The organism is Acidaminococcus hominis (genome assembly GCF_900291475.1).
GTDB lineage: Bacteria > Bacillota > Negativicutes > Acidaminococcales > Acidaminococcaceae > Acidaminococcus > Acidaminococcus hominis.
The window spans coordinates 183,640-206,731 of the sequence record NZ_OLMM01000004.1 but is presented as its reverse complement, the minus strand read 5'-3'; the positions used below and the strand labels follow the sequence as shown (position 1 = coordinate 206,731).

The window sequence follows — 23,092 nt, the reverse complement described above, 5'->3', positions numbered from 1 at the left end:
GATGAACAAATGTATGCACGCACATGGGGGGAAACCACCCGAGGCATTAACGGAGAAATGGTGGCCGTGGAAGTGGATGTGGCCAACGGCCTGCCCGCCTTTGAAATGGTGGGACTGCCGGATACGGCGGTAAAGGAGTCCAAGGAACGGGTAAAGGCGGCGGTGAAAAACACCGGGTTCTACTTTCCCGATACCCACATTACGGTAAATCTGGCGCCGGCGGACCTGAAAAAGGACGGCTCCGGCCTGGACCTGCCCATTGCCCTGGGCATCCTGGCAGCCAAACAGCATATCAAGCTGCCGGAGGACAATCCTCCGGTCTTTGCCGGAGAACTGGCCCTGGACGGCAGCCTGCGGCCCATCAGCGGCATTCTGCCCATGATTCTCCGGGCCCGGGAAGAAGGCCGGGACACCATCTACATCCCCCGGGGCAATGCCCAGGAAGGGAAGCTGGTGGACGGCATCCAGGTGTTTACGGCGAAAACCCTGCTGGAACTGGTGGACCATCTTCAGGGCAAGGAGCTTTTGGAACCTTTGGAGAAGGAGCCTCTCCAGCTGGAAAACCCGGAGGACAACAGCGTGGACTTTGCTGACGTCCAGGGGCAGGTGGTGGCCAAACGGGCCATGGAAATTGCTGCGGCCGGGGGCCACAACGTGCTGATGGTGGGGGCTCCCGGAGCCGGGAAAACCATGCTGGCCCGGCGTCTGCCCACCATTCTGCCGCCTATGACGGAGGAGGAAGCCCTGGAGGTAACGAAAATCTACAGCATCTCCGGACTGCTGAAGCGGCGCAGCGGCATTATCAGCGAGCGGCCCTTTCGCAGCCCCCACCATACGGTGTCCCAAAGCGCCCTGATTGGGGGCGGCACCATTCCCCATCCTGGGGAAGTGACCCTGAGTCACCACGGGGTATTGTTTTTAGATGAATTACCGGAATTTTCAAGAAGCGCCCTGGAGGTCCTGCGCCAGCCCCTGGAGGACGGAATGGTGACCATCAGCCGGGTCCAGGCTTCCCTGACCTATCCGGCCCGGTTCATTCTGGTGGCGGCCCAGAATCCCTGTCCCTGTGGGTTTTGGGGAGAGGAGGACAAGGTGCACCAGTGTTCCTGCCGGCCCGGGGATATTGCCCGCTACCGGAAGAAGATTTCCGGGCCGCTGCTGGACCGGATCGATATCCAGATTCACGTACCCCGGCTGCAATACCAGGAACTGAAAAGCGATAAGAAGGAAGAATCCTCTGCCGTAATCCGGCAGCGGGTGGTGGCGGCCCGGGAAATCCAGCGGCAGCGCCTTAAAGGCACCCACCTGTACTGCAACGCCAGTATGGGACGCCGGGAAGTGAAGGCCTTTTGTCCCATGACCCCGGAAGCGGAAGCCCTGCTGGAGCGGTACTTTGTGGCTCTGGGGCTCAGCGCCCGCAGCCACGACCGGATTATCAAGGTGGCACGGACCATTGCGGATTTGGCGAAAAGTCCCATAATTACCGTCACCCATTTGGGGGAAGCCATCCAGCTGCGCACCAGTATCCAAGGGTAGGGGAGGACATGATGGGAGTAAATGTTTTTTATGGAATCATCTATTTTCTCACCGGCCTTTGTGCCGGCAGTTTTGTGGGACTGTGCGCGGACCGGATGAAAAACGGGGTGTCCATCTGCTGGCCGCCGTCCCATTGCGAGGCCTGCGGCAGAAGACTGGGCCCAAAGGACCTGGTGCCGGTGGTAAGCTATTTGTACCGGAAAGGCCGCTGCGGCTACTGCCGGACGCCCCTTTCCCGGGACCTGCTGTATCAGGAACTAGGCTGCGGCCTGCTGTTTCTGCTGTTGGGCTGGGGCCAGGTTCCCGGCTGGCAGCTTTTTACCCTGTGGGGTATCTTCGGCACCCTGTACCTTATCGTCTGGCAGGACCTGCGAGAACGGGCGGTGTACCACTGCGTGCTGCTGGCCTTGGCCGGGTGGATTGCCCTGCGCTGTTTTTTGGTAGGGGGAACGCTGCTGGAAGGGCTTTTTGGGGTTTTGGCCGGCGGCGGTTTCCTGCTGGTGTTTCATTTGATTTTTCCCCAGGGTCTGGGGTTTGGGGACGTGCTTTTGTGTTCCCTTTTGGGAGCTTGGCTGGGACCTTTGAAAGGGTTCCAATGCATTGTGCTGGGGAACCTGCTGAGCCTGGGCTGGGCCCTGTCCCGTGCCCGGGAGAAAAAGCTGGCTCTGGAAAAGGTGGGTGTTCCCCTGGCTCCTTTTTTGGCCCTGGGAGCCTTTCTGGTGCATTGTAAAGGGGTGGTGGGAACGCTGCCGTCGGCGCTGGACCCGGGGCTTTTGCTGCTGGGGCTGCTGCCCCTGGAGCAAACCCTTTCCTGGGACAACCTGCGCAGCCGTTGGGAAAAACTGGTTTCCCCCTGGCCCAAGCGGCTCCTGGTGGTCCACTGGGGAAACCAGGCTCTGACCCTGACGGAAACGGAGCGCCGGGGAGAAAAGCTGCACCTTGCCCGTACGGCCCAGCTGCCCTGGCCCCGGGAACTGCCGGCGCTTACCAGTCCGGAACAGGTCCCTGCCGTAGCCGAATGGCTGGGGGACCAGTGCCGGAAGCGGGGCTTTGGGGCGGGGCAGGTGAGCTTTAGCCTGTCCAGCCGGCAGGTGCTGCTGCGCCGGGCCAGCCTGCCCCAGGCAGCGGCGAAAAACCTGGCGGAAGCGGCCCAGTGGGGCCTTTTGCAGGACGTACCCTGGAAGCCCGGCACCTTTACGGCCGCCGCGGTTCCGGTGCAGCTCAAAAGCAATAATACGGCGGTGCTGCTCCAGTCCAAGGCCCTGAATCAGGCCCTGCTGGACCTGGCAGCGGCACTGGACTGGGAACTGGTGAGCCTGGAAGCCCAGGCGGCCAGCTGGGGCAAATGGCTGACGGAGGAACCGGGGGCGCTGCTGCTTACCAAAGAAGGGAAGCGCTTTGTCCTCACCGTGCTGCAGCGGGGGATTCCTGTGGACAGTGAGCCCCTGGCCCTTGCGGAAAAAGAGAAAACGGGGGCGGAGGAGCTGACCAAAAGCCCCCTGTGGCAGGAGGCGCAGGGGACTTTTCAGGAGTCTGGCCAGCAGGCAGCCCAGCAGATTGCTGCCTATGCAGAGCTGTGGCGGCAGGAGCTGGGACTTGCGGCGCTGCCCCTTTATGCGGCCCTGGGCGGCGGGGAGCCTTTGGGCCAGGAGCTCCAGCCCCTGCTCCAGAAACGGGGGCTGCTGCGGCCTCTGCCGGGCCTGGACAAGGTTACGGTGGCAGAAGCCTATGCCAGGGGGGAAGAACTGCTTTCCCAGCCGGAAATCCTCTGCTCCCTGGGGGCGGCCAAACCCTGTCTCCACACGAGAAAGCTGTCCCTCCACCGGACTGCGGGAGCCCAGCCGTCCCTGGGGCGGCTGTCCCAGAAACGGGGGTTTACCCTGCTTTGGGGTCTGGGCTTTTGCGGCTTGGTTTTTTGCCAGCTGCTGCGGCTGGGCACTGCCTGGCGGCTGGGAGAAACCCAAAGGCATTTGGCGGCCCTGGCACCCTGGGAAGCCCAGTGGCAGACCAGCCTGAGCCGCAAGGCGGACCTGGAGGCCCGGAGCCAGCTCCGGCAGAAGGTGCAGCAAAAACAGCTGCCCTGGGCTGGACTATTGGCCCTTTTGGGCAGCCTGGTGCCGGCGGACTGCTGGGTAACCCGGGTGACCCAGGAAGGGGACGGGGAAGCGGTGCAGGCGCCTGGGGTGGTGCTGGAAGGCCGGACCCTGGAGAAAAACAGCGTCCTCAGGCTGGTGGACCTGCTCCAGCATCAGCCCGGCATCAGCGACGCCCAGCTGGAACGACTGGAGGAAGACGGGGCCAAGGACCGGACGGCGGGTTTCCGGATCCGGCTTCAGCTGAAGGGAGGCGGCAGCTATGCTGGCTAACCTGAAACGGGACCCCAAAATCCGACTGGCCCTGCACCTGTGCCTATGGCTGGCCTTCCTGGTTTTGGCCTTTCGCCCGGCCCTGACCCAGCTTCGGCTGGAGCGGCATAAGCTGCTGGGCCTGGAGGAGCGGCAGCGGCAGCTGGTGCTTTTTGCCAAACGGTATGACCCTGGAACAGCCGCCCAGACGGAAGAGCAGTGGCAGCAGCTGCGCCGGCAGGTGCCGGACCAGGTGACCCGGGAAGAAGCCGTCAGCCGGCTGGAAGCCCTGTGCCGGGAAAGCGGGGTGCGTCTGCTTTCTCTGGAAGCCCAGGCTCCCGGCCGGGAAGCGGGGGGAACGTACCTGCCCCTGTCCCTGGCTCTGGAGGGGGATTACACCCAATTGCTGTTGTTCCACCAGCTGTGGGAGCAGGAACCTGGCACTTTTCAATGGACAGAATCTAGCACAGAGTGGAAAAATCGTAACAGTATGTTAAATTTTCATGGAAAATTAAAAATTTTTGCTACAAAAAATGGCCAAAAATCCTAAAATTTCCGTTCTTCCAGTTGACCTCCCCGAAAATTAATGAGATAATATTTAGTGCAACGGTTATGAACAGAGTTTATCTAGTTGTTCAATCATTGAGGGGAGGAACTATCATGACCATTAGTTGTGTAGCACCGCATACACACGGAAAGACAAGTGTAGACAGAATTTTCGGAGCCAGCGAAGCAGCCCAAAAGAGAATCAAAGAAATCGGTGCTGACGCAGTGACCAATGCCACCATTGGCGCTATTATGGACGATGATGAAAAATTCGCAGTACTGCCCACCGTCAGCAAGGTGTTCAGAAGCCTGGAAGACGGCCAGTACTTCAGATATGCTCCCATTATGGGGCTTCCAGAATTCCTGGATCTGGTGCAGGACGCCTGCTTTGGCGAGTCCCGCCCCGAAGGCTATACCGCAGCCCTGGCCACGGCCGGCGGCACCGGTGCCATCCACCATTCCATCTGGAACTATACGGAAGTGGGCGACCAGGTAATTACCGCTGAATGGTACTGGGGTGCCTACAACACCATCTGCCGGGACATGGATCGGGAACTGGTAACGTATCCCATGCTGACCCCGGACGATAAGTACTTCAACCTGCCGGCCCTGACCGAAACGGTCCACAAGGTGCTGGCCCGCCAGGACCGGGTACTGGTCATCATCAACACCCCGGCCCACAACCCCACCGGTTTCAGCCTGACGCCTGAAGACGTGGAAAATGTCCTCAATATGCTGAAGGAAGAACTGAAGGGCACCAACAAGACTGCTACCCTGTGCCTGGACGTAGCCTATATCGACTATGCCGGCGAACGGGAAGAAGTCCGCAAAATCTTCAAGAAGCTGTCCAACCTGCCCAAGAACATCTTCGGCCTGGTTGCCTACAGCATGTCCAAGAGCTTTACCATGTACGGCGAGCGCTGCGGCGCCCTGCTGGGGGTAACCTCCGACAAGGAACAGATCCAACAGTTCCTGGACGTAAACAAAAATACCGGCCGCTCCACCTGGTCCAACATCAACCGGGGAGCTATGGAAACCCTGCAGATCATCTACAAGGACCCTGAACTGCTGGACAAGGTACAGCAGGAAAGAGCCTACTATTACAAGATGGTACAGGCCAGAGGTGACCTGTTCACCAAGGAAGCCAAGGAATGCGGCCTGAATATTGTGCCCTACATCTCCGGTTTCTTCCTGTCCATTCCGGCAAAGGATTCCATGAAGGTCTGCGAAAAACTGCATGAAGTCAACGTATTCTGCGTGCCTTTGGCTGCAGGCGTGCGTGTAGCCCTGTGCGGCATTTCCCTGAACAAGGTAAAGGGTCTGGCTGCCAAAATCAAGGCTGCCATGGATGCAGTAGGAGAATAAACAGAAATGGATTGGCTGCCGGACCTCGGCAGCCAATTTTTCTTGTATACAATATTCAATATAGACTTAGCACGAGAAACCATCAGCAAAGGAGAGGTTGCAGTATGTATATCTATGGACCGGGTGGGGAGAAAAGATCCTACGCGGATCGAACCCCGCTTGTGGAAATGGCCAAGGACTTTCAAAGCCAATACCAGGCGCCCATTGCGGTGGGTGTAGTCAATGGAGAAGCTGTGCCTCTCCAGCTCTGTCCCCACAACGGGGACCGGGTGGGCTTTTTGGATTTGGATTCTGCCGAAGGGTATAAGGCCTACATCAGCACCTTTTTGTTTGCCCTGATTACTGCCATGAAGAAGCTGCGGCCGGAAGTGCGGCTGGAGGTGGAAAACACCTTTGGCAATGCCCTTTTCTGCGATATCAAGAACCGGATTGTACTGAGCAAGTACGACCTGGCGGACGTGACCGGCTTTATGGAACAGATGATCCGGGAACGGGTACCGGTGGAAGTGACCCAGATTGCCAAGGACGATGCCTGGCCCTATGTGAAGCCCCGGTTTTACGAAGATCAGGCGCCGCTTTTGGCAGCCCTGCCGGCGGATTACAAAATCAATATTTACCAGCTGGGCCGGGAAAATGCCTACTTTGTAGGTCCCCTGCTGCCGGATTTGGGGTACCTGAAGAAGTTTGAACTGCTGCGGATGGGGCCTGGTATCCTGCTGCGCTATGGTAAGCGGGGCCAATACAATCATCTGAAGCCCTTTAAGGAGCGGCAGAAACTGGCCTCCGTCTATGCCCAGGCAGAAAAGATGGGCCAGGTGATGCACTGCCCCACGGTGGCGGCCTTGAACCAGTACATTACCCGGGGCGACAGCCGGGGGATTATCCAGATGTGCGAGGCCCAGCACGAAAAGAAGATTGCCCAGATTGCGGATGTGATTGCGGACCAGGAAGACCGGGACATCAAACTGGTGCTCATTGCCGGGCCGTCTTCCTCCGGGAAGACCACCTTTGCCCAGCGGCTAGCGGTCCAGATGCGGGTCAACGGCCTGCGGCCCATCCCCATTTCCCTGGACAACTATTTTAAGGAACGCAAAGATACGCCGCTGCTGCCCGATGGCAGCTACGACTATGAATCCATCAATGCCCTGGACCTGGACCTGTTCAACTACGATTTGGAACAGCTGCTGAAGGGCAAAACGGTGGAAATTCCCCATTACAGTTTCAAATCCGGCAAACGGGAGTTCCGGGGCCAGAAAGAACAACTGGGCAGCGATGGGGTGCTGGTTGTGGAGGGTATACACGGACTGAACGAAAAGCTCTCTAGTCACGTCTCAGCGAAACACAAATTAAAAATTTATATTAGTGCCTTGACACCATTGTCATTTGACGATTATAATCGTATACCAACAACGGATATGCGGCTTCTGCGCCGAATGGTCCGGGATTCCCAATTCCGGTCCCACAATGCCCTGCAAACCTTGCAGAATTGGCCGAAAGTTCGGGCGGGAGAAGAAAAGTACATATTTCCTTTCAGTGAGGAGGCGGACATTATGTTCAACACCACGCTGATTTACGAACTGGCCGTGCTGAAAAAATATGCCCAGCCTCTCTTGGCCAAGATTACCCCGGATAAACCGGAGTACACCGTAGCCAAGAATTTGATGGATATGTTAAGTATCGTTGAATCCATTGATGACGAGGCCATTCCCAACAACTCAATTATCCGTGAGTTCATTGGTCACTCCATTTTTGGTGACCTATTATAGGAGGTCTTGCTATGTATATTTCTCAAAGATCACTGAACATCCCTACCTCTCCCATCCGGAAACTGGCACCCATTGCCAACCGGGCGGAGAAAGCCGGCCGCAAAATCTACCATCTGAACATTGGCCAGCCGGATATTGCTACGCCGGAAAGCTTCTATGAAGGGGTTGCCGCCTGCCATCCCAAGGTATTGGCTTATGCCAAGAGCCAGGGGGACGAGAACCTGATCAAAGCTATCCAGAAGTACTATGAAGGCTGGAATATCCACTTTGACTTTGACGATATCTACATCACCAACGGGGGCAGCGAAGCCCTGGCCTTTGCGGTGATGACCACCTGCGATCCCGGGGACAACATTGTGATGTTTGAGCCCTTCTACGCCAACTACAAGAGCTTTGTAGGCGCCTATAACGTGGAAATCAACGGGGTGCCCGCAGATCCTGCCACCGGCTACCGGATGCCCAGCCGGGAACAGATTGAAGCGGCCATTAACGACCGGACCCGGGCCATTCTGATTACCCATCCCGGCAATCCCACCGGCGTCATTTACAACGCCGAAGAAATGAAACGGCTGTCGGACATTGTCCTGGAACACGACCTGACCCTGATTGCCGATGAAGTGTACCGGGAATTTGTCTACGACGGGGACTACACCAGTTTTGCTTCCCTGCCGGAACTGAACGATAACCTGGTGCTCATCGATTCTGTATCCAAGCGGTACTCTGCCTGCGGCGCCAGAAGCGGCTGCGTGATTACCCGGAACAAGGCCCTCCAGGCAGAACTGTTAAAGAGCTGCCAGGCTCGGCTGGCTTGTCCAGAACTGGAAATGGCCGGTGCGGCTGCTCTCTACAGCACGCCCAAGTCCTATTGGGCTGACGTGAAGGCGGAATACACCAAACGGCGGGATACCATCAAAGCTGCCCTGGCAGCCATGCCCGGGGTGATTTCCTCCCAGCCCAAAGGCGCCTTCTACGTCATGGTGAAACTCCCGGTGGACAATACGGAAAGCTTCGCCAAATGGCTGCTGGAAGACTTTTCCATTGACAACGAAACGGTCATGATTACCCCCGGCAGCGGCTTCTACGCCTCCAACCCGAACCTGGGTGTGGATGAAGCCCGGCTGGCCTATGTGCTGAACTGCCAGGACCTGGAAAAGGCCATGCACATTCTGGCCGAAGGCCTGAAACAATATCCGGGCCGGACCCTCTAAGGTAAGCAAGCGTTTGACTCTTGCACGGAAAAGAATTACAATAAAATAGAAATTGGGGAAGAACAACGATAGCTGCACAGGGTTTGCATCGTCGTTGTTCTTCTTTTTGTATATGGGAAAGAAAGGATCTGATTGTATGCGTCAATCGAAAAAGCTGCTTTCGGCAGCCCTTGTCTGCGGCATCCTGGCGGGTGCCTCCTGTTATGCACCGGCAGCCGTTTGGGCGGCCGATACCCAAAAGCCTTCGGCAGCAGCCGTGAAAACCGGGACTGAGGCCCAGAAAACCTACGACCTGACCTTCCACCCGGAAAAGGGCATCCGGGAAAGCAAAACCTACCAGAACCAGCAGGTGGACTACTACGCCTACCGGAATATTGTCTATGTCAGCAAACCGAAAAATGTGGAATACGAAAGTATGAATCTGTTTGTGCCCGCTGCTTACCTGGAGGGCAAAAGCGTCAACGGCTACACCGCCCAGACAGCGCCTATTTTCCTGCCCAACAAGGTGGGGGGCTATATGCCCGGTACCGCCGATGAACCCCAGGAAAAGGACCGGATGAGCGGGGGTCCCAACGCTGCCCTGGTGGCCCTGTCCAAAGGGTACGTGGTGGCTGCCCCGGCCATTCGGGGCCGTACCACCCAGGGCGCGGACGGCGCCTATGTGGGCAAGGCACCGGCCTTGATTGTGGACTACAAGGCGGCGGTCCGCTACCTGCGCCACAACCAGCTGCGGCTGCCCGCCGGCAATACGGAGCGGATCATTTCCAACGGCACCAGCGCCGGGGGCGCCCTGTCCGCCCTGCTGGGGGCCACCGGCAACAGCAAGGATTATGAGGCGGCCCTGAAGAAAATCGGCGCCGCAGAAGAACGGGACGATATCTACGCTTCCAGTGACTATTGCCCCATTACCAACCTGTCCCATGCAGATATGGCCTACGAATGGGTCTTTAACGGGGTGAATTTCTACCACCAGAACAAAATGCCCGGCGGGCTCCCAGGCATGCCCGGGGCCCAGGGAATGCCCCAAGGTGCTCCCAAAGCTGCTGCCGCTTCCCAAAAGGGCGCAGCCGCAGGCCGGCCGGAGAATGCGCCCCAGGAAACCCAAAGCGTCCAGGTCATGAGCAAATTGGAGCAGGAAACCTCTGACGACCTGAAGAAACTGTTCCCGGCCTACGTGAACAGTCTGGGGCTCAAGGACCCCAGCGGCAGGCTGCTGACCCTGGATAAGAAGGGGCAGGGCAGCTTTGCCGATTACATCAAGTCCGTGTATTTGGCTTCCGCCCAGACAGCCCTGGCTGCAGGGCAGGATCTGTCCGGTCTGGATTGGCTGACCATCCAAAACGGCAAGGCTGTGGCTATGGACCTGGGCAAATATGCCGTGTACGCTACTCGACTGAAGGCGGCTCCGGCTTTTGACAAGCTGGACGGCACTTCCGGGGAAAACGATGAATTCGGTACCAGCAGCAATGTACCCCGGCACTTTACGGAGTATTCCCTGAAGCACCGGACGGACAAAAACGGCCTGGCACCGGCGGAGGATATCAAACTCCTGAGCCCTCTGGCCTATATCGGCAAACGGGGCGTTACCGTGGCACCCCATTGGCGGATCCGCCACGGCAGCGTGGACCGGGATACGGCCATTGCCATTCCCGCCATTTTGGCCCTGAAACTGCAAAATACCGGGGCTGACGTGAACTTTGCTGCCGTCTGGGGCAAGGGCCACGCCGGGGATTACGACCTGGACCAGCTTTTTGCCTGGATGGACAGTATTTGCCATTAAGGCTTTGCAGGGCGCTGGCGAATAAAAAGTGAAATGCGGGAAGGGGCTGTGAAAAAATGAGTATTCATTTTTCCACAGCCCCTTCTTTAGCATTCATTTGTTTTAGCTATATCCGAACATCAAAATTTTCTCAGCCAATCGCTTTTGTTTGGTTAAACTTTCTCAGTCAGCCCTACAGGCTGACAGCCCCTTCACGCTTGAAGGGGCCAGTCTTAGGCTTATACGAGTCATGTGCAAAACGGGGTTAGAGATGAAATTACGGTATGTAAATAGTAGTACTATCTTTCTCTTTCACTTGACCAGTAGAGCTCTAGAACGCTTCCTGCAAGAGTGTAGGAAGTGCCGCCGTAGGCGACGATAGAAGTTTCATTTTTTCACAGCCCCTTCTTTTTCTTGCAGGCCGTAGGGGAAGGACTGTGAAATTTTCACGAGAAACGGACAATTTATGCTTTTCTGCTTTACCGAAGCCCCTGCCATACGGTATAATAAAAGATACGATTGTATGCGTAGTACCTTGCTTTGTCCCCGCCACGGGGCGGGGAAAGTTTTGCAAAAAAGGTAAATAGCGAGAGGAGATGACACAATGGCAGCTGGTTTTGCCCAATTGAAAGTGAATCCGGAGATGGTAGAGAAGCTCCACAAGACGGGGAAGGATATCCCCACGCCTGTCCAGGAGCGGGCCATACCGGCCCTGCTGGCCGGGAGGGACGTAATTGCCCGGGCCCAGACGGGGGTGGGAAAAACCCTTTCCTTTGTGATTCCCCTGTTTGATAAAGTGGTGCCGGAAAAGGAATACGTCCAGGCGCTGATTTTGTCTCCCACCCGGGAGCTGGCCCAGCAGACCGCTGGGGAAATCCGCAAGCTCACCGGCGATACGGGAATCCATACCCTGCTGGTCAGCGGGGGACGGGATTTTGAAGAAGAAAAACGGAAGATTTCCACCAAGGCCCAGGTTCTGGTAGGAACGCCCGGCCGCCTTTTGGACCATCTGCGCAAGGGCAACACCAGCCTGGGCGGGGTGGTGTATCTGGTGCTTGACGAAGTGGACGAAATGCTCCGCCAGGGCTTTGGGGACGATATTGAGACCATCCTGTCCCTGCTGCCCCAGCAGCACCAGTCCATGATGTGTTCCGCTACCCTGGACGAGGAAGTGCGGAAGCTGGGCCGGAAGATTACCACCAACCCCCTGCTGATTGACATTGCCCCCAAACAGGCTACGGCGGACACCATCCAGCAGATTTGCATCAAGGTCAACGAAGACCACAAGCAGGAGGCCCTGGCCACCCTGATCCACCGGTACAACCCCTACCTGATGCTGGTGTTCTGCGCCAGCAAGGAACGGGCCATTGCCCTTAGCGACTGGCTCTACGGGGAAGGCTTCAACGTGGACGTGCTCCACGGGGATATGTCCCAGGCCAAGCGCCGGACCGTGATGGAAAACTTCCGGAAGGCCAAGCTCCAGATTCTGGTGGCCAGCGATATTGCTGCCCGGGGCCTGGACGTGGAAGGCATCACCCAGGTGGTGAACTACGACATTCCCCACGATGCGGACTGGTATGTGCACCGCATTGGACGGACAGGCCGGGCCGGTAACGAAGGCATGGCCATTACCTTCTACACCGCGGACGAAACCCGTTGGCTCCAAAACCTGGAGCAGAAACTGAACATCACCCTGGAGCGCCAGAACCTGGCAGGGGAAACCGTGCGCCGGACCATGAAGCCGGTGCGCTCCAAGAAGAAACACGTGCCCAGCCGGGGCAAAAACGCCGTGGGCCCCAACAAACGGGGTACCAAGTACGCGGAAGCCTCCCGGAAACAGAAGAATAAAAAGAAATAACACTTTCTGCTGAAATCAGCGGATTTGCGTGGTATAATGAAAAACATTGTAGGGAAAACGATGGGAAGAGGTGTCGGCAATGAGTGAAATTCGTGTAAGATTTGCCCCCAGTCCTACGGGGTATCTGCATATCGGTGGTGCCAGAACGGCACTGTTCAACTGGCTGTTTGCCAAAAGCCAAGGCGGGAAATTGATCCTGCGTATTGAAGATACGGATATTGAACGGTTAAAGGAAGATTCCGTTTCCCAGATTCTTACCAGCCTGAAGTGGCTGGGCCTGTCCTGGGATGAAGGCCCGGAAGTGGGCGGGGACTACGGTCCCTATTACCAGTCCGAACGGCTGGATATCTACCGGAAAATCTGCCAGGAACTGGTGGACAGCGGCAAAGCCTACTACTGCTTCTGCTCGGCAGAAGACCTGGAAAAACAGCGGGAAAAACAAAGAGCCCTGAAGCAGCCCTTCCATTATGCCCGCACCTGCCGGGATATTCCCCCGGAAGAAGCCAAAAAGCGGGTGGAAGCCGGCGAAAAGTACTCTGTTCGGATTAAGCTGCCGGCCAGCGGCCCCATTACCGTCCATGACATGATTCACGGGGACGTAACCTTCGATTTCAACCAATTCGATGATTTCGTCATCATGAAAACCAATGGTATCCCCACCTACAACTTTGCTGTAGTGGTGGACGACCATATGATGCATATTACCCACGTACTGCGGGCGGAAGAACATTTGTCCAACACCCCCAAGCAGATCGTGCTGTACGAAGCTCTGGGCTACGAAGTACCCCAGTTTGGACATATGCCCATGATCCTGGCTCCCGACCGGAGCAAGCTCAGCAAGCGCCACGGCGCTACCAGCGTAGAGGAATTCCGGGATAAAGGCTATGTCCATCAGGCCATCATCAACTACTTGACCCTGCTGGGCTGGGCCCCTGGCAATGACCAGGAAATCTTCACCCTGGAAGATACCGTAAAGGCTTTTGACTTCAGCAAAATGTCCAAGAAGGCTGCCGTCTACGACGTGAAGAAGCTGACCTGGCTTAACGGCCAGTACCTGTCCTCCCTGCCCCTGCGGGAGATTGCCGATGCTTCCGTGCCCTTCTTCAAGAAGGCCGGCCTCATTGACGACAACTACCTGCCGGCCCACCAGGAATACTTCGACCATCTGGTGGATGTAGTTCGGGTGCGGGTGAAGACCCTGGAAGAAGTGGCGGACGCTTCTGCTTACTTCTTTAAGGACGTGGAAAGCTACGATGAAAAGGGCGCAGCCAAGTTCTTTAAGCCCGAAGCCGCAGAGCTGCTGCAAAAATGCTATGACGCCCTGGCTGCCCTGGAAGTCTTTGACCTGAAGACCACGGAAGATGCCTACAACAAACTGGCGGAAGACCTGGGCCTGTCCCTGGGCAAGGTAATCCATCCCACCCGTTTGGCCCTGACCGGCCGGACCTTCAGCCCCGGTATGTTTGACGTCATGGTGCTCCTGGGCAAGGAAAAGACCCTGGCCCGGCTGCAGCAGGCCATTGCCTACATCAAAAAGGCGTAAAAAATTCCTAAAAATGTTAAAAAAGATACTTTTTCCCTTTGACAAGTATCTAAATAATGTTTATAATATATGGGTATCACTTTGAGACCGTGCCGTTAGCCCCGGCAGCCTCCCAAAGAGTCATCACCGGATACGCTAAAGTAAAAGCTTTATAGGAGGAATAAGGATGAAAACATACATGGCAACCCCGTCTACCATTGAACGCAAATGGTATGTAGTGGATGCCACCGATAAGACTTTGGGCCGTCTGGCTGCTGAAGTTGCTAAGGTGCTCCGCGGTAAACATAAACCTACCTTTACCCCGCATATGGATACTGGTGACAACGTCATCGTTATCAATGCTGCTAAAGTGAGACTGACCGGTAAAAAACTGGTTCAAAAAATCTACTTCCGTCATTCCGGTTATCTGGGCGGTGACAAGTATACGAAAGCCGGCGAACTGCTGGAAAAGGATCCTGCAAAGATGGTTGAAATGGCTATCCGCGGCATGGTTCCCCACAATCGTCTGGGCAATCAAATCATTAAAAAACTGCATGTATACGCTGGTTCTGAACATCCTCATGCTGCACAAAAGCCTGAAGATTTGACCATCGATATTCGCTAAGAGGAGAGGAGAACTAGAAAATGGCAAAAGTTACCTATAATGCAACTGGCAGCCGCAAGAGCTCTGTTGCTCGCGTTCGCCTTGTTCCGGGCGAAGGCAAGATCGAAATCAACGGCCGTGAATTGAGCCAATATTTTGGCCTGAAGACCCTGGAACTGGTGGTTCGTCAACCGCTGGATACCACGGAAACCCTGGGCAAATACGATGTTATCGCTAACGTAGTTGGCGGCGGCATTGCTGGCCAGGCTGGTGCAATCCGTCATGGTATTGCCCGTGCCCTGCTGAAAGTGGATGCTGACTTCCGTCCCCTGCTGAAAAAAGCTGGTCTGCTGACCAGAGATCCTCGGGAAAAAGAACGCCGCAAATACGGCTTGAAGAAAGCTCGTAAGGCTTCCCAGTTCTCTAAAAGGTAAGTCGTTCTGCAAACTGTTGCAAATTTATGCAAGAAGAAAAGCGTATCCCAAGACGGGATGCGCTTTCTTTTTATTTCAAGAATGGATAAAACCTACAGAAAACCAGGCTGATTTTATCTACAGGGTACAAAAAGGGTACGTACAGGGCACACAATCATATCTGATTGATGGCCTCGATAAGCTGCTCTATCGTCTTGTGGGTATAGACACGGTTTGTGATATCTTTGGAGGAATGCCCCAGGATGAGCTGGATGATCTTCAGCTCGACCCCGGCATTGCTCAGCAGGGTAGCACAGGTATGCCGGCAGTCATGAGGCAGGTGCTTCATGGGGCGCAGGACCGGGGACCGCTTCCAGACATGATCATTCAGACGGTCATACCCGAGCATAGGCTTCCCGTCCTTCGGATCCATGACAAGGTATTCCTGATTGGGATCATAGAGAGCCTGCACCAGGGGAAAGATTTTCTCTGCGATGGGGATGACCCGGTTCTTGCCGGCGGCGGTTTTCATACCGCCCATCATGTACAGCTGATCCAGGTGGACGTTTTCCGTTTTGATCTTCAGCAGCTCCGTGGCCCGAAGCCCTGTATATATGTAGATAAGTGCCATCCGGGCTCCGGCATCGTCCAGGTGCTCCCATAGGGCCTTGATTTGGGCCGGCGTAAAGGGCCGGTGCAGCCGGCTCTCGGTTTTTGGCGGGAGCTTCAGCAGGCTGACAATTTCCCGGTGGGGCAGCTCCATCCGGTCGGAGTACTTGGTCATTTTGTTCACCAGGGTCTTCAAGTTCTTCTTGGTGCTGTACCCCAGTGGGCAGCGGTCGATGCAGTCCTGCACCGGGTCCACCTTGAGGTCCGCCCACACAGTATCCTGGACGGGGGAAAAGTAGTGGAAGGCAGCCGTGTAGCAGTGGGGGATCGGTTCCCCTTTGTATTCCCATTCTGCCCATTTTTCATAGAGCTGGGAAAAGGTGATGGACCGGGAATCCAGATTGTATGGGTTTTGGTTATAGAGGTCCAGAGCTTCCAGAGCCTCCCGCCTGGTGGCAAAATACCCAAGATATTTCCTGATTTGCTCTCCTTCGTCCGTCCATCCGGTAGTGATCCGGACGGCAAAGGGACGCCGGCGCTTTCCCGACAATTTCCGGATGGATCCATAACCGCTTGGTAATCTCATGGTTCGTATCTCCTTTCGCATATTGTACAAATGTTTGCTTAAAAGTCCTTTAAAATACCCTGCTCACAAGGCAGGGTATTTTATATTTTATGAGTTCGTAAAAATTCTCGCTTCGGCATGGAAATAATCATCCCTTTTTCATAGACTTTTACGGTTCTTTTCAATTGATCAGCATCAATTATGGGTTCGGCGTAGCACAAGCATCGAAACCCTTCCCCAGGGAAAATAGGACCATTCATATGGGTATCCTTCGTCAAATTGGGAGGAAGGGGAACCCCAACTGGAACAACCAGGTTGTCTAGGTGAAAGTGCTGTTCTCCCTTTAACGAGCTCCATAGATAGAACCGAGCGCCGACCCGCTGAGCCTCTACCTGATCCCAATAGGATCGACAAGTTGATTTAATGGATGCCGCTAAATAGCCTGCATCTTTTTTGGTGATACCGGAGAAAAAAGGAATCACATCATTTGCGGTTATAGCATTGCGCCCCAAATCTTCAACAGCTCGGGACGCCCAGCGCTGCAGAACGTCATCTGGCACATTGGAAAGATCTCTCATTTTTCTCAATTCAAAAAAGCCAAAACTCTTGGCTTGATTCAGATAAGGACGCCGTTTTTTCATAATTTCATCAGATGGTATTGCATATCCCCCGTAGATTTCATTGTTACGGCTATTTTTATGGAAAAGTTTCCATAGCAGAAAAACAATCAGGGAAGGCGGGAATACAAGTACTACGATGACCAATAGTAGAAATTTGACTTTTCTGTTCATTTAGAGTGCCTTTCCTTTTCTACTTGTCCCACATCCAATTCCTTGTCCAGATCCCCATTCCTCACATGAGATAGCGCATGGAGATAGGACGCCTGGTTTGTTTCCCGATTGTACCGAGAGTTCAACAGCACCACAGTAGATCCGTCGTCCGATTCACAGACCATCTCCCGCACTCCCAGGGGCAAATCATACAGCACAGCACGGGGCCGTTCATCCATTGTCCTTGCCGCCTTCCTTGGCTTTTTGGAATCTAATAAAGTTCATGACTTCTTTAACCGCTTCGGGAGAGAGTCCCCGGGTGGCATCAAACATGGCTTTGTATTCCGGATTATCGTGGAGCTCTTGGGCAAGCCGGGCGGTTTCAGGATCGGTATAGTACCCAGAATCTGAGTTTCCAAGAAGATAGTCCGTAGAAACATGGAAAATATGTGCAAGAGCCTTGATTTCATCATCACGGGCGGGACGTTTTCCGGTTTCAATTCGGTTTAGAACGGCCGGGTTCAGGTTAGCCTTTTGAGCAAGTTCATATTGTTTCATTCCAGCTTGTTCGCGCAGTTCAGCAATCCTGTCACCAATATTCATGACACACCTCCATATTTCTATATTGTTAATACGTTTACATTATAGCATTAATAAAACGGAAAAAGAGGCTTCTTTACAAAATAGCAATAAAGTTGTTGCATTTCCAAAACAGAAATATTATAATGAAAGAGCAAATGAAGGGAGGTGGAGATAAGATGAACATCAATCTTCTATTCATCAAAAGGAAGAGAGAGGAAAAAGGCCTGTCAATGCAGTATATGGCTGAACTGCTCGGATTTAAATCTGCGCCGGCGTATTTTCACTATGAAAAAGGTGAGAGAAAGTTCAGGGCGGACATGCTACCGGTTTTAGCTCGGGCATTTGACTGCAAGATTGAAGATTTATACTACTGATTTTTTTTACAAGATAAATTTCTAAAATAGAAATACGAGGTGAAAACAATGAAACTGACAGTATCAAGGGCAGCAGCCCTGATGGGCAAGGGTCCGATGTATGTGCGGATCGGCCTGCAGCGGAAGCTGCTGGATATCGGGGTGGCCTACAAGATGACTGGAAGCCGGTGGAACTACACCATCAGTCCCGGGAAGCTGGCAGCCTGGCTGGGCATTCCGGTGGAAGAGCTGGAAAGGCGAGTAGAAGAAATGCAGTGAAGGGAGGTGGCACCATGGATGCTGAGATGATGGACAACATCATATCCAGCATACGATACTGGCGGCTTCAGAAAGGGATTTCCGTGATGACCATCAGCCTTGCGGTGGGCCGGTCACCTGGATGGCTGACCCAGGTGGAGCAAGGCTCCATCAAGAGTATACCGGATGATGCTCTCTTAGAGATTTCCCGGGTCCTCGGAATGAAGCTGAGAGATCTGATCAAGCCGGTCCCTGAAACAATCATGGACGTGAGCCGGGCGGAAGCAGAATTCGGACTGCGGAATCTGGAAAAGCTGAGGAAGAAGAAACACCTGACGGTGCCCCAGTTTAATGACCGGCTGGGACTCAGCAAAGGGCATCTGCACAGAGTCCTGGCTGGATACAACCAGTTCGGGATCAAGTCATGGTAGAAGATTGCTAAAGCTCTGGGGATTCCCCTGGGGATATTGATAGGGAGGGAGAACGATGCAAAAGAAACCTAAGAACGCACCCTGGCCGGCGCTGATGATTCTGCTGCCATATGTGCTGATCCGGACGGCGATGGATCTGGTTATGTGGCTTATTGATGTGATCTGCGACGGCATCCAGGCCCTGGGGCCACGGTTCCAAGGTTTTGTGACGGGTATGGCGGCAACTCTTGCTGGCCTAATTATTCTAGCCGGGATGGCCGCTTACTGCTGAAGGGAGGTGAGGTCAATTGAACGCAAAAAAAAGCTCATCAGCACAGCCATACTGATGAGCGCATAAAAATATACAACACTGATTATACCGCGAAACTGATTAAAAAGAAAGCGAGGTTTTTATTATGAAAGTTATTTTTGAGGGCACACCGAAGCAAATCAGACAGGAAGCGGCTGCACTGCTAGGCTTCAAAGATGAACCAGTACTGGTGGAAGTACCCGGAACCGAACCGGCCCATCCAGACTATGTAGCCGAAAAAATCCCAGCGAAGGATGAGTCCATCAAGCTGGCTCCGGGTTCCACCGTGGTCATCCAAAACAACAATCCCGCGGCGCACATCCCAACAGCAACTCCCGTGGTTCCCACAGCACCTGCCAAAACCTATACCCTGGATGATCTGATCACAGCGGCAGCTCCTTTACTCGATGCCGGGAAGTTCGATGAAATGACTGCGCTTACCCGGAAATATGGCGCGGATAGCTTCATGGCAATCAAGGAATCCGATTTCGGATCGGTAGCTGCGGACCTTCGGGCCCTGGGGGCTAAATTATGACCGCCCATGCATTCCTTTCAGCATCCAGCGCACACCGTTGGCTGCACTGCCCCATCGCCCCTTCTCTGGAGGCAAAATTTCCGGATACCCTCAGCCCATATGCGGCTGAGGGGACCCTGGCGCATAAGTTCTGTGAACTGAAGCTTCGGAAATATGCGGTGGAGCCTATGTCCAGCAGTACTTATACCCGGCAGTTGCACAAACTCCAGAAAGAGACTGGGTATCAAAAAGAAATGGACGAATGCAGCGAAGAGTACCTGGATCGGATTAAAAGCATCATGCTTTCCTACCCGAATTTACCTCATGTGGTAGCCGAACAGAAAGTAGATTTTTCCAAGTATGTGCCGGATGGTTTCGGTACAGCCGATTGCCTCATTTTGGGCGGTGATACCCTTAATATCGTGGATTATAAACACGGCAAAGGCGTGGAAGTTGACGCCAAAAACAACCCGCAGCTGCGGCTATATGCGTTGGGCGCCCTGGAGCGGTACGCAATCCTGTATCCTCTGAAGCAGGTTACTATGACCATCATCCAGCCCCGGATCAACAACTACAGTACCGATTCCATTTCGGTCGCCGAATTGCGGGACTGGGGAACGAACGTGGTCAAACCTGCAGCCGATAAGGCCATGAAAGGCGAGGGAGAAGCTCAGCCCGGAGAATGGTGCCGGTTTTGCCGGGCCCGGCAGCAGTGCAAAGCCCGGGCAGACTACTACAAAAACGTTGGCCTAAAAGCTCAAGAAGCCGGAGATCCAAAACTACTGAAGCCAAGCAGCCTTTCCCAGTATTTGGAACTGGCCAAGGGGCTGAAACAATGGATCGAGGATCTGCAGGATTACGCACTTACCTCCGCCCTCAACGGCGCGGAGATCCCTGGATGGAAAGCGGTAGAAGGGCGTGGCAGCCGGGGGTGGACTGACCAGGAAAAAGCGTTTGCAGTACTTCTGCAGCATGGTATCCCTGAATCCATTCTGTACAACCGGGTGCCGCTTACACTGGCACAGACCGAGAAAGCCGTAGGCAAGAAAGAATTCGAAGAATGGATGCAAGACTTTATCGTTAAGAATCCGGGAAAACCTACCCTGGTGCCCGATTCAGATAAACGGCCGGCCATCAGCAACGTGGCCAAGGCTGAAAATGTATTTAAAGATATGGAGGCGTAATTATGAACAACACACAATGCGTACTGGAGAATGTCAGACTGAGTTATGTCCACCTGGTAAAACCTTTTGCAAACCATCCGGATCAACCGGCCAAATATTCCTGCACGATCCTGCTGCCTAAGACTGATGTAGCGGGAAAAGCAAAACTAGATGCGGCCATCGAAGCTGCCAAGGCACGTGGCGCAGAAAGCCAATGGGGCGGGATCATCCCTCCCGTATGCCCGACGCCGGTGCATGACGGAGATGGTGTAAAGCAGGATGGGACAGAGTTCGGCCCTGAATGCAAAGGGCACTGGGTTATGACCGCCGGTGCAAAAGCAGATTATCCGATTGAAATTGTTGACCGCCATCTGAACAAGATCCTAGATCCTACCCAGATTTACAGCGGGATGTATGCTAACGTATGTGTCAATATGTATCCTTACCTGTACAACGGTAAGAAGGGAATTGGCTGCGGCCTGGGCCCGGTCCAGAAGACAGCCGATGGGGAAGCTTTTGGCGGAGGCGCACCGACCGCGGCCAGCGTATTCACCAGCATGGCCGCCAATACCCAAAGAATCAACCCGCTGACCGGCAAACCGATGTAAGGCTTATCGCGGGGCTTAATTGGCCCCGCTCTTTTTATCTGAAGAAAGGAGGGAAACATGCGACATCTCAGTATAGATATCGAAACATTTAGCGATCAGGATATCGGGAAAACTGGGGTATGGCGGTATTGCGATACACCAGCTTTTGAAATCCTTCTGTTCGCCTATGCTTACGATTTTGGCGCAGTCCATGTCATCGATCTGGCCCAGGGTGAAACAATTCCGGACAGTATTATTCAAGACCTCCAGGATCCAGATGTAATCAAACACGCCTACAATGATCAGTTCGAAGTGACCTGTCTGAACCATGCCGGATATAAGACGCCGATTGAGCAATGGCGCTGCACGATGATCCACAGCATGTATCTGGGCTATCCGGCAGGGCTGGCCACCCTGGGAAAAGTATTAGGGCTTCCTGCGGATAAGCAGAAAATGTCCATCGGCAAAGCTCTGATCCGGTACTTCTGCGTACCCTGCAAGCCGACCCAGAAAAACGGAGGCCGGACACGGAACAAGCCCTACGGAGATCCGGAAAAATGGGACCTTTTCAAGGAATATAACCGGCAGGATGTTGTCACAGAAATGGAAGACTACAAACGGTTGGCAGCTTTCCCGGTTCCGAAGGAAGTATGGCGGGATCGGGAAATCAACTATCATCTCAACTGTCGGGGTGTTGGCATCGACTTGGATCTTATGCATGGAGCACTTGCCATCGATACCGAATACCGAGAGAAACTTATTGCGCAAGTACAAACGCTCACCGGAATCGAAAACCCTAACAGCCGCAGCCAGCTGCTGGACTGGCTCAACCAGAACGGACTTCCAGATCTTGAGAAGCTGACCAAAGACACGGTTAAAGATACCTTGGGCACAACGAAAGGAACCCCCAAAGAAGTCCTGCAAATCCGGCAGTACCTGGCCAAAAGCTCAGTAGCTAAATATGCCGCTATGGAACGGGCCGTCTGCGATGACGGACGGATCCGCGGCGTGATGCAATATTACGGAGCCAGCCGGACCGGAAGATTTGCTGGCCGGATCCTGCAGCCCCAGAACCTGCCCCACGATGTGCCAACTGCCGTGGACACGGCCAGAAAGTTAGTTAAGGAGGGCAACCTGCCAAAACTAGAGCTGCTATACGGAAACGTATCTGCTATCCTGAGCCAGCTCATCCGTACTGCTTTAGTGGCTAAGCCCGGCTGCCAGTATGTGGTAGCCGACTTCTCTAGCATCGAAGCCAGGGTCCTTGCCTGGCTTGCGGACGAAAAATGGGAAATGGAAGCTTTTGCAGCTGGCAAGGATATCTACTGTGCTACAGCTTCTGCCATGTTCGGTGTACCGGTTGTGAAACACGGCATTAACGGTGAACTGAGGGCGAAGGGTAAGGTGGCAACGCTGGCCTGTGGTTATGGCGGCGGCGTCAACGCCCTTAAGGCCATGGGCGCGGATAAGATGGGCCTCAACGATGACGAACTGCGGCAGGTGGTCAGCCAGTGGCGCACGGCGTCCCCCAGCATTGTCCGGCTCTGGGGGCAGATGGAGGAAGCGGCCATCAAGGCGCTGGGCACTGCAGAACCCGTTCCCGTGACAAAAGGCGTCAGTTTCCAGCATAAGGCAAACATGCTCTATGGGTATGACTACCTGGTGATGACGCTGCCAAACGGCCGGCAGCTTTTCTATCCACAGCCGGGACTGTGCAAGAACCGTTTCGGCTTTTCCAGCATCCAGTATCGGACACAACTGGGATCCCAATGGACGTATACAGAAACCTACGGCGGAAAAATCACAGAAAATTGTATCCAAGCAATCGCCAGAGACTGTCTTTGTGAAGCAATCCGGAACCTAGTAGCTGCCGGATATGATCCTGTGATGCACATCCATGATGAAGTAGTGCTGGAAGTCCCCGAGGCGCAGATGCACCCAGACGAACTCCAGCGGGTGATTGCGCTCATGTGTAAGCCGATTTCTTGGGCCCCCGGGCTCTTGCTCAATGCTGACGGCTTTATCAACCCATTCTATAAGAAGGATTAG

Annotated in this window: 22 protein-coding genes; 19 read left to right on the top strand and 3 right to left on the bottom strand. The window is 54.4% G+C overall.

Annotation, left to right across the window (positions count from 1 at the left end; genetic code table 11):
- Positions 1 to 9: 9 nt before the first annotated feature.
- The 11 genes from C7E10_RS04445 (at position 10) to rpsI (ending at position 14,943) form a co-directional block, all read left to right on the top strand.
- On the top strand, positions 10 to 1,536 hold the full coding sequence (locus C7E10_RS04445; protein WP_105326151.1) for a YifB family Mg chelatase-like AAA ATPase: 1,527 nt from the start codon (positions 10 to 12) through the stop codon (positions 1,534 to 1,536).
- Positions 1,537 to 1,547: 11 nt separating this feature from the next.
- Positions 1,548 to 3,902, top strand: coding sequence for a prepilin peptidase (locus tag C7E10_RS04440; protein ID WP_160101826.1), 2,355 nt, complete (start codon positions 1,548 to 1,550; stop codon positions 3,900 to 3,902).
- Positions 3,892 to 4,431 carry a hypothetical protein gene (locus C7E10_RS04435; RefSeq protein WP_105326149.1) on the top strand — a complete coding sequence of 180 codons (540 nt, stop codon included), beginning with the start codon at positions 3,892 to 3,894 and terminating at the stop codon, positions 4,429 to 4,431. The genes C7E10_RS04440 and C7E10_RS04435 overlap by 11 nt, the downstream gene beginning before the upstream one ends.
- Before the next feature lie 110 nt (positions 4,432 to 4,541).
- The gene (locus C7E10_RS04430) at positions 4,542 to 5,792 is read left to right on the top strand and encodes an aminotransferase class I/II-fold pyridoxal phosphate-dependent enzyme (RefSeq protein WP_105326148.1); all 1,251 of its coding nucleotides are present in this window, start codon (positions 4,542 to 4,544) and stop codon (positions 5,790 to 5,792) included.
- Between the two features lie 104 nt (positions 5,793 to 5,896).
- Positions 5,897 to 7,558, top strand: a complete 1,662-nt coding sequence (locus C7E10_RS04425; RefSeq protein WP_105326147.1) for a nucleoside kinase — start codon at positions 5,897 to 5,899, stop codon at positions 7,556 to 7,558.
- Between the two features lie 11 nt (positions 7,559 to 7,569).
- On the top strand, positions 7,570 to 8,766 hold the full coding sequence (locus C7E10_RS04420) for a pyridoxal phosphate-dependent aminotransferase (protein ID WP_105326146.1): 1,197 nt from the start codon (positions 7,570 to 7,572) through the stop codon (positions 8,764 to 8,766).
- A gap of 136 nt (positions 8,767 to 8,902) precedes the next feature.
- Positions 8,903 to 10,546 (top strand): subtype B tannase, encoded by a 1,644-nt coding sequence (locus C7E10_RS04415; protein ID WP_105326145.1) that lies wholly within the window; start codon positions 8,903 to 8,905, stop codon positions 10,544 to 10,546.
- A gap of 583 nt (positions 10,547 to 11,129) precedes the next feature.
- The gene (locus tag C7E10_RS04410; RefSeq protein WP_105326144.1) at positions 11,130 to 12,383 is read left to right on the top strand and encodes a DEAD/DEAH box helicase; all 1,254 of its coding nucleotides are present in this window, start codon (positions 11,130 to 11,132) and stop codon (positions 12,381 to 12,383) included.
- Positions 12,384 to 12,462: 79 nt separating this feature from the next.
- Positions 12,463 to 13,926: a glutamate--tRNA ligase gene (gene gltX, locus C7E10_RS04405; RefSeq protein ID WP_105326143.1), complete on the top strand. Its 1,464-nt coding sequence runs from the start codon at positions 12,463 to 12,465 to the stop codon at positions 13,924 to 13,926.
- Positions 13,927 to 14,092: 166 nt separating this feature from the next.
- Entirely contained in the window at positions 14,093 to 14,530 is a 438-nt protein-coding gene (gene rplM, locus C7E10_RS04400) for a 50S ribosomal protein L13 (RefSeq protein ID WP_105326142.1), read from the top strand.
- A 20-nt stretch (positions 14,531 to 14,550) separates the two neighbouring features.
- Positions 14,551 to 14,943, top strand: coding sequence for a 30S ribosomal protein S9 (rpsI, locus tag C7E10_RS04395; RefSeq protein WP_105326141.1), 393 nt, complete (start codon positions 14,551 to 14,553; stop codon positions 14,941 to 14,943).
- A gap of 154 nt (positions 14,944 to 15,097) precedes the next feature.
- Here the strand turns inward: rpsI and C7E10_RS04390 are convergent, their stop codons facing one another.
- The 3 genes from C7E10_RS04390 to C7E10_RS04375 form a co-directional block, all read right to left on the bottom strand.
- A complete protein-coding gene (locus tag C7E10_RS04390; RefSeq protein ID WP_160101823.1) occupies positions 15,098 to 16,117 on the bottom strand; it encodes a tyrosine-type recombinase/integrase in 1,020 nt (339 codons plus the stop codon).
- 80 nt (positions 16,118 to 16,197) lie between these two features.
- Positions 16,198 to 16,887, bottom strand: coding sequence for a hypothetical protein (locus tag C7E10_RS04385; RefSeq protein WP_105326139.1), 690 nt, complete (start codon positions 16,885 to 16,887; stop codon positions 16,198 to 16,200).
- A gap of 210 nt (positions 16,888 to 17,097) precedes the next feature.
- Entirely contained in the window at positions 17,098 to 17,469 is a 372-nt protein-coding gene (locus C7E10_RS04375) for a helix-turn-helix domain-containing protein (protein ID WP_105326137.1), read from the bottom strand.
- 155 nt (positions 17,470 to 17,624) lie between these two features.
- Between C7E10_RS04375 and C7E10_RS04370 the strand changes: the two genes are divergently transcribed.
- The 8 genes from C7E10_RS04370 to C7E10_RS04335 all read left to right on the top strand — a co-directional run bounded on the left by C7E10_RS04370 (position 17,625) and on the right by C7E10_RS04335 (position 23,092).
- Positions 17,625 to 17,822 carry a helix-turn-helix domain-containing protein gene (locus C7E10_RS04370; RefSeq protein ID WP_234997680.1) on the top strand — a complete coding sequence of 66 codons (198 nt, stop codon included), beginning with the start codon at positions 17,625 to 17,627 and terminating at the stop codon, positions 17,820 to 17,822.
- A gap of 48 nt (positions 17,823 to 17,870) precedes the next feature.
- Positions 17,871 to 18,080, top strand: coding sequence for a hypothetical protein (locus C7E10_RS04365; protein WP_105326135.1), 210 nt, complete (start codon positions 17,871 to 17,873; stop codon positions 18,078 to 18,080).
- Between the two features lie 14 nt (positions 18,081 to 18,094).
- Positions 18,095 to 18,490 (top strand): helix-turn-helix domain-containing protein, encoded by a 396-nt coding sequence (locus C7E10_RS04360; RefSeq protein WP_105326134.1) that lies wholly within the window; start codon positions 18,095 to 18,097, stop codon positions 18,488 to 18,490.
- 55 nt (positions 18,491 to 18,545) lie between these two features.
- Positions 18,546 to 18,761 carry a hypothetical protein gene (locus C7E10_RS04355; protein ID WP_105326133.1) on the top strand — a complete coding sequence of 72 codons (216 nt, stop codon included), beginning with the start codon at positions 18,546 to 18,548 and terminating at the stop codon, positions 18,759 to 18,761.
- Positions 18,762 to 18,885: 124 nt separating this feature from the next.
- Positions 18,886 to 19,314, top strand: a complete 429-nt coding sequence (locus tag C7E10_RS04350; protein WP_105326132.1) for a hypothetical protein — start codon at positions 18,886 to 18,888, stop codon at positions 19,312 to 19,314.
- Positions 19,311 to 20,477 (top strand): DUF2800 domain-containing protein, encoded by a 1,167-nt coding sequence (locus tag C7E10_RS04345; RefSeq protein WP_105326131.1) that lies wholly within the window; start codon positions 19,311 to 19,313, stop codon positions 20,475 to 20,477. The genes C7E10_RS04350 and C7E10_RS04345 overlap by 4 nt, the downstream gene beginning before the upstream one ends.
- A 2-nt stretch (positions 20,478 to 20,479) precedes the next feature.
- A complete protein-coding gene (locus C7E10_RS04340) occupies positions 20,480 to 21,064 on the top strand; it encodes a DUF2815 family protein (protein WP_105326130.1) in 585 nt (194 codons plus the stop codon).
- A gap of 57 nt (positions 21,065 to 21,121) precedes the next feature.
- Positions 21,122 to 23,092: a DNA polymerase gene (locus C7E10_RS04335; RefSeq protein ID WP_105326129.1), complete on the top strand. Its 1,971-nt coding sequence runs from the start codon at positions 21,122 to 21,124 to the stop codon at positions 23,090 to 23,092.

Bases quoted from the DNA above. Each gene is read 5' to 3' on its own strand.
- C7E10_RS04340 (WP_105326130.1), top strand. From the start codon at position 20,480: ATGAACAACACACAATGCGTACTGGAGAATGTCAGACTGAGTTATGTC.
- C7E10_RS04350 (WP_105326132.1), top strand. From the start codon at position 18,886: ATGAAAGTTATTTTTGAGGGCACACCGAAGCAAATCAGACAGGAAGCG.
- rplM (WP_105326142.1), top strand. From the start codon at position 14,093: ATGAAAACATACATGGCAACCCCGTCTACCATTGAACGCAAATGGTAT.
- C7E10_RS04425 (WP_105326147.1), top strand. From the start codon at position 5,897: ATGTATATCTATGGACCGGGTGGGGAGAAAAGATCCTACGCGGATCGA.
- C7E10_RS04390 (WP_160101823.1), bottom strand. From the start codon at position 16,117: ATGAGATTACCAAGCGGTTATGGATCCATCCGGAAATTGTCGGGAAAG.
- C7E10_RS04355 (WP_105326133.1), top strand. From the start codon at position 18,546: ATGCAAAAGAAACCTAAGAACGCACCCTGGCCGGCGCTGATGATTCTG.
- C7E10_RS04370 (WP_234997680.1), top strand. From the start codon at position 17,625: ATGAACATCAATCTTCTATTCATCAAAAGGAAGAGAGAGGAAAAAGGC.
- gltX (WP_105326143.1), top strand. From the start codon at position 12,463: ATGAGTGAAATTCGTGTAAGATTTGCCCCCAGTCCTACGGGGTATCTG.
- C7E10_RS04430 (WP_105326148.1), top strand. From the start codon at position 4,542: ATGACCATTAGTTGTGTAGCACCGCATACACACGGAAAGACAAGTGTA.
- C7E10_RS04410 (WP_105326144.1), top strand. From the start codon at position 11,130: ATGGCAGCTGGTTTTGCCCAATTGAAAGTGAATCCGGAGATGGTAGAG.
- C7E10_RS04435 (WP_105326149.1), top strand. From the start codon at position 3,892: ATGCTGGCTAACCTGAAACGGGACCCCAAAATCCGACTGGCCCTGCAC.
- C7E10_RS04415 (WP_105326145.1), top strand. From the start codon at position 8,903: ATGCGTCAATCGAAAAAGCTGCTTTCGGCAGCCCTTGTCTGCGGCATC.
- rpsI (WP_105326141.1), top strand. From the start codon at position 14,551: ATGGCAAAAGTTACCTATAATGCAACTGGCAGCCGCAAGAGCTCTGTT.
- C7E10_RS04445 (WP_105326151.1), top strand. From the start codon at position 10: ATGTATGCACGCACATGGGGGGAAACCACCCGAGGCATTAACGGAGAA.
- C7E10_RS04440 (WP_160101826.1), top strand. From the start codon at position 1,548: ATGGGAGTAAATGTTTTTTATGGAATCATCTATTTTCTCACCGGCCTT.
- C7E10_RS04385 (WP_105326139.1), bottom strand. From the start codon at position 16,887: ATGAACAGAAAAGTCAAATTTCTACTATTGGTCATCGTAGTACTTGTA.
- C7E10_RS04335 (WP_105326129.1), top strand. From the start codon at position 21,122: ATGCGACATCTCAGTATAGATATCGAAACATTTAGCGATCAGGATATC.
- C7E10_RS04375 (WP_105326137.1), bottom strand. From the start codon at position 17,469: ATGAATATTGGTGACAGGATTGCTGAACTGCGCGAACAAGCTGGAATG.
- C7E10_RS04360 (WP_105326134.1), top strand. From the start codon at position 18,095: ATGGATGCTGAGATGATGGACAACATCATATCCAGCATACGATACTGG.
- C7E10_RS04365 (WP_105326135.1), top strand. From the start codon at position 17,871: ATGAAACTGACAGTATCAAGGGCAGCAGCCCTGATGGGCAAGGGTCCG.
- C7E10_RS04345 (WP_105326131.1), top strand. From the start codon at position 19,311: ATGACCGCCCATGCATTCCTTTCAGCATCCAGCGCACACCGTTGGCTG.
- C7E10_RS04420 (WP_105326146.1), top strand. From the start codon at position 7,570: ATGTATATTTCTCAAAGATCACTGAACATCCCTACCTCTCCCATCCGG.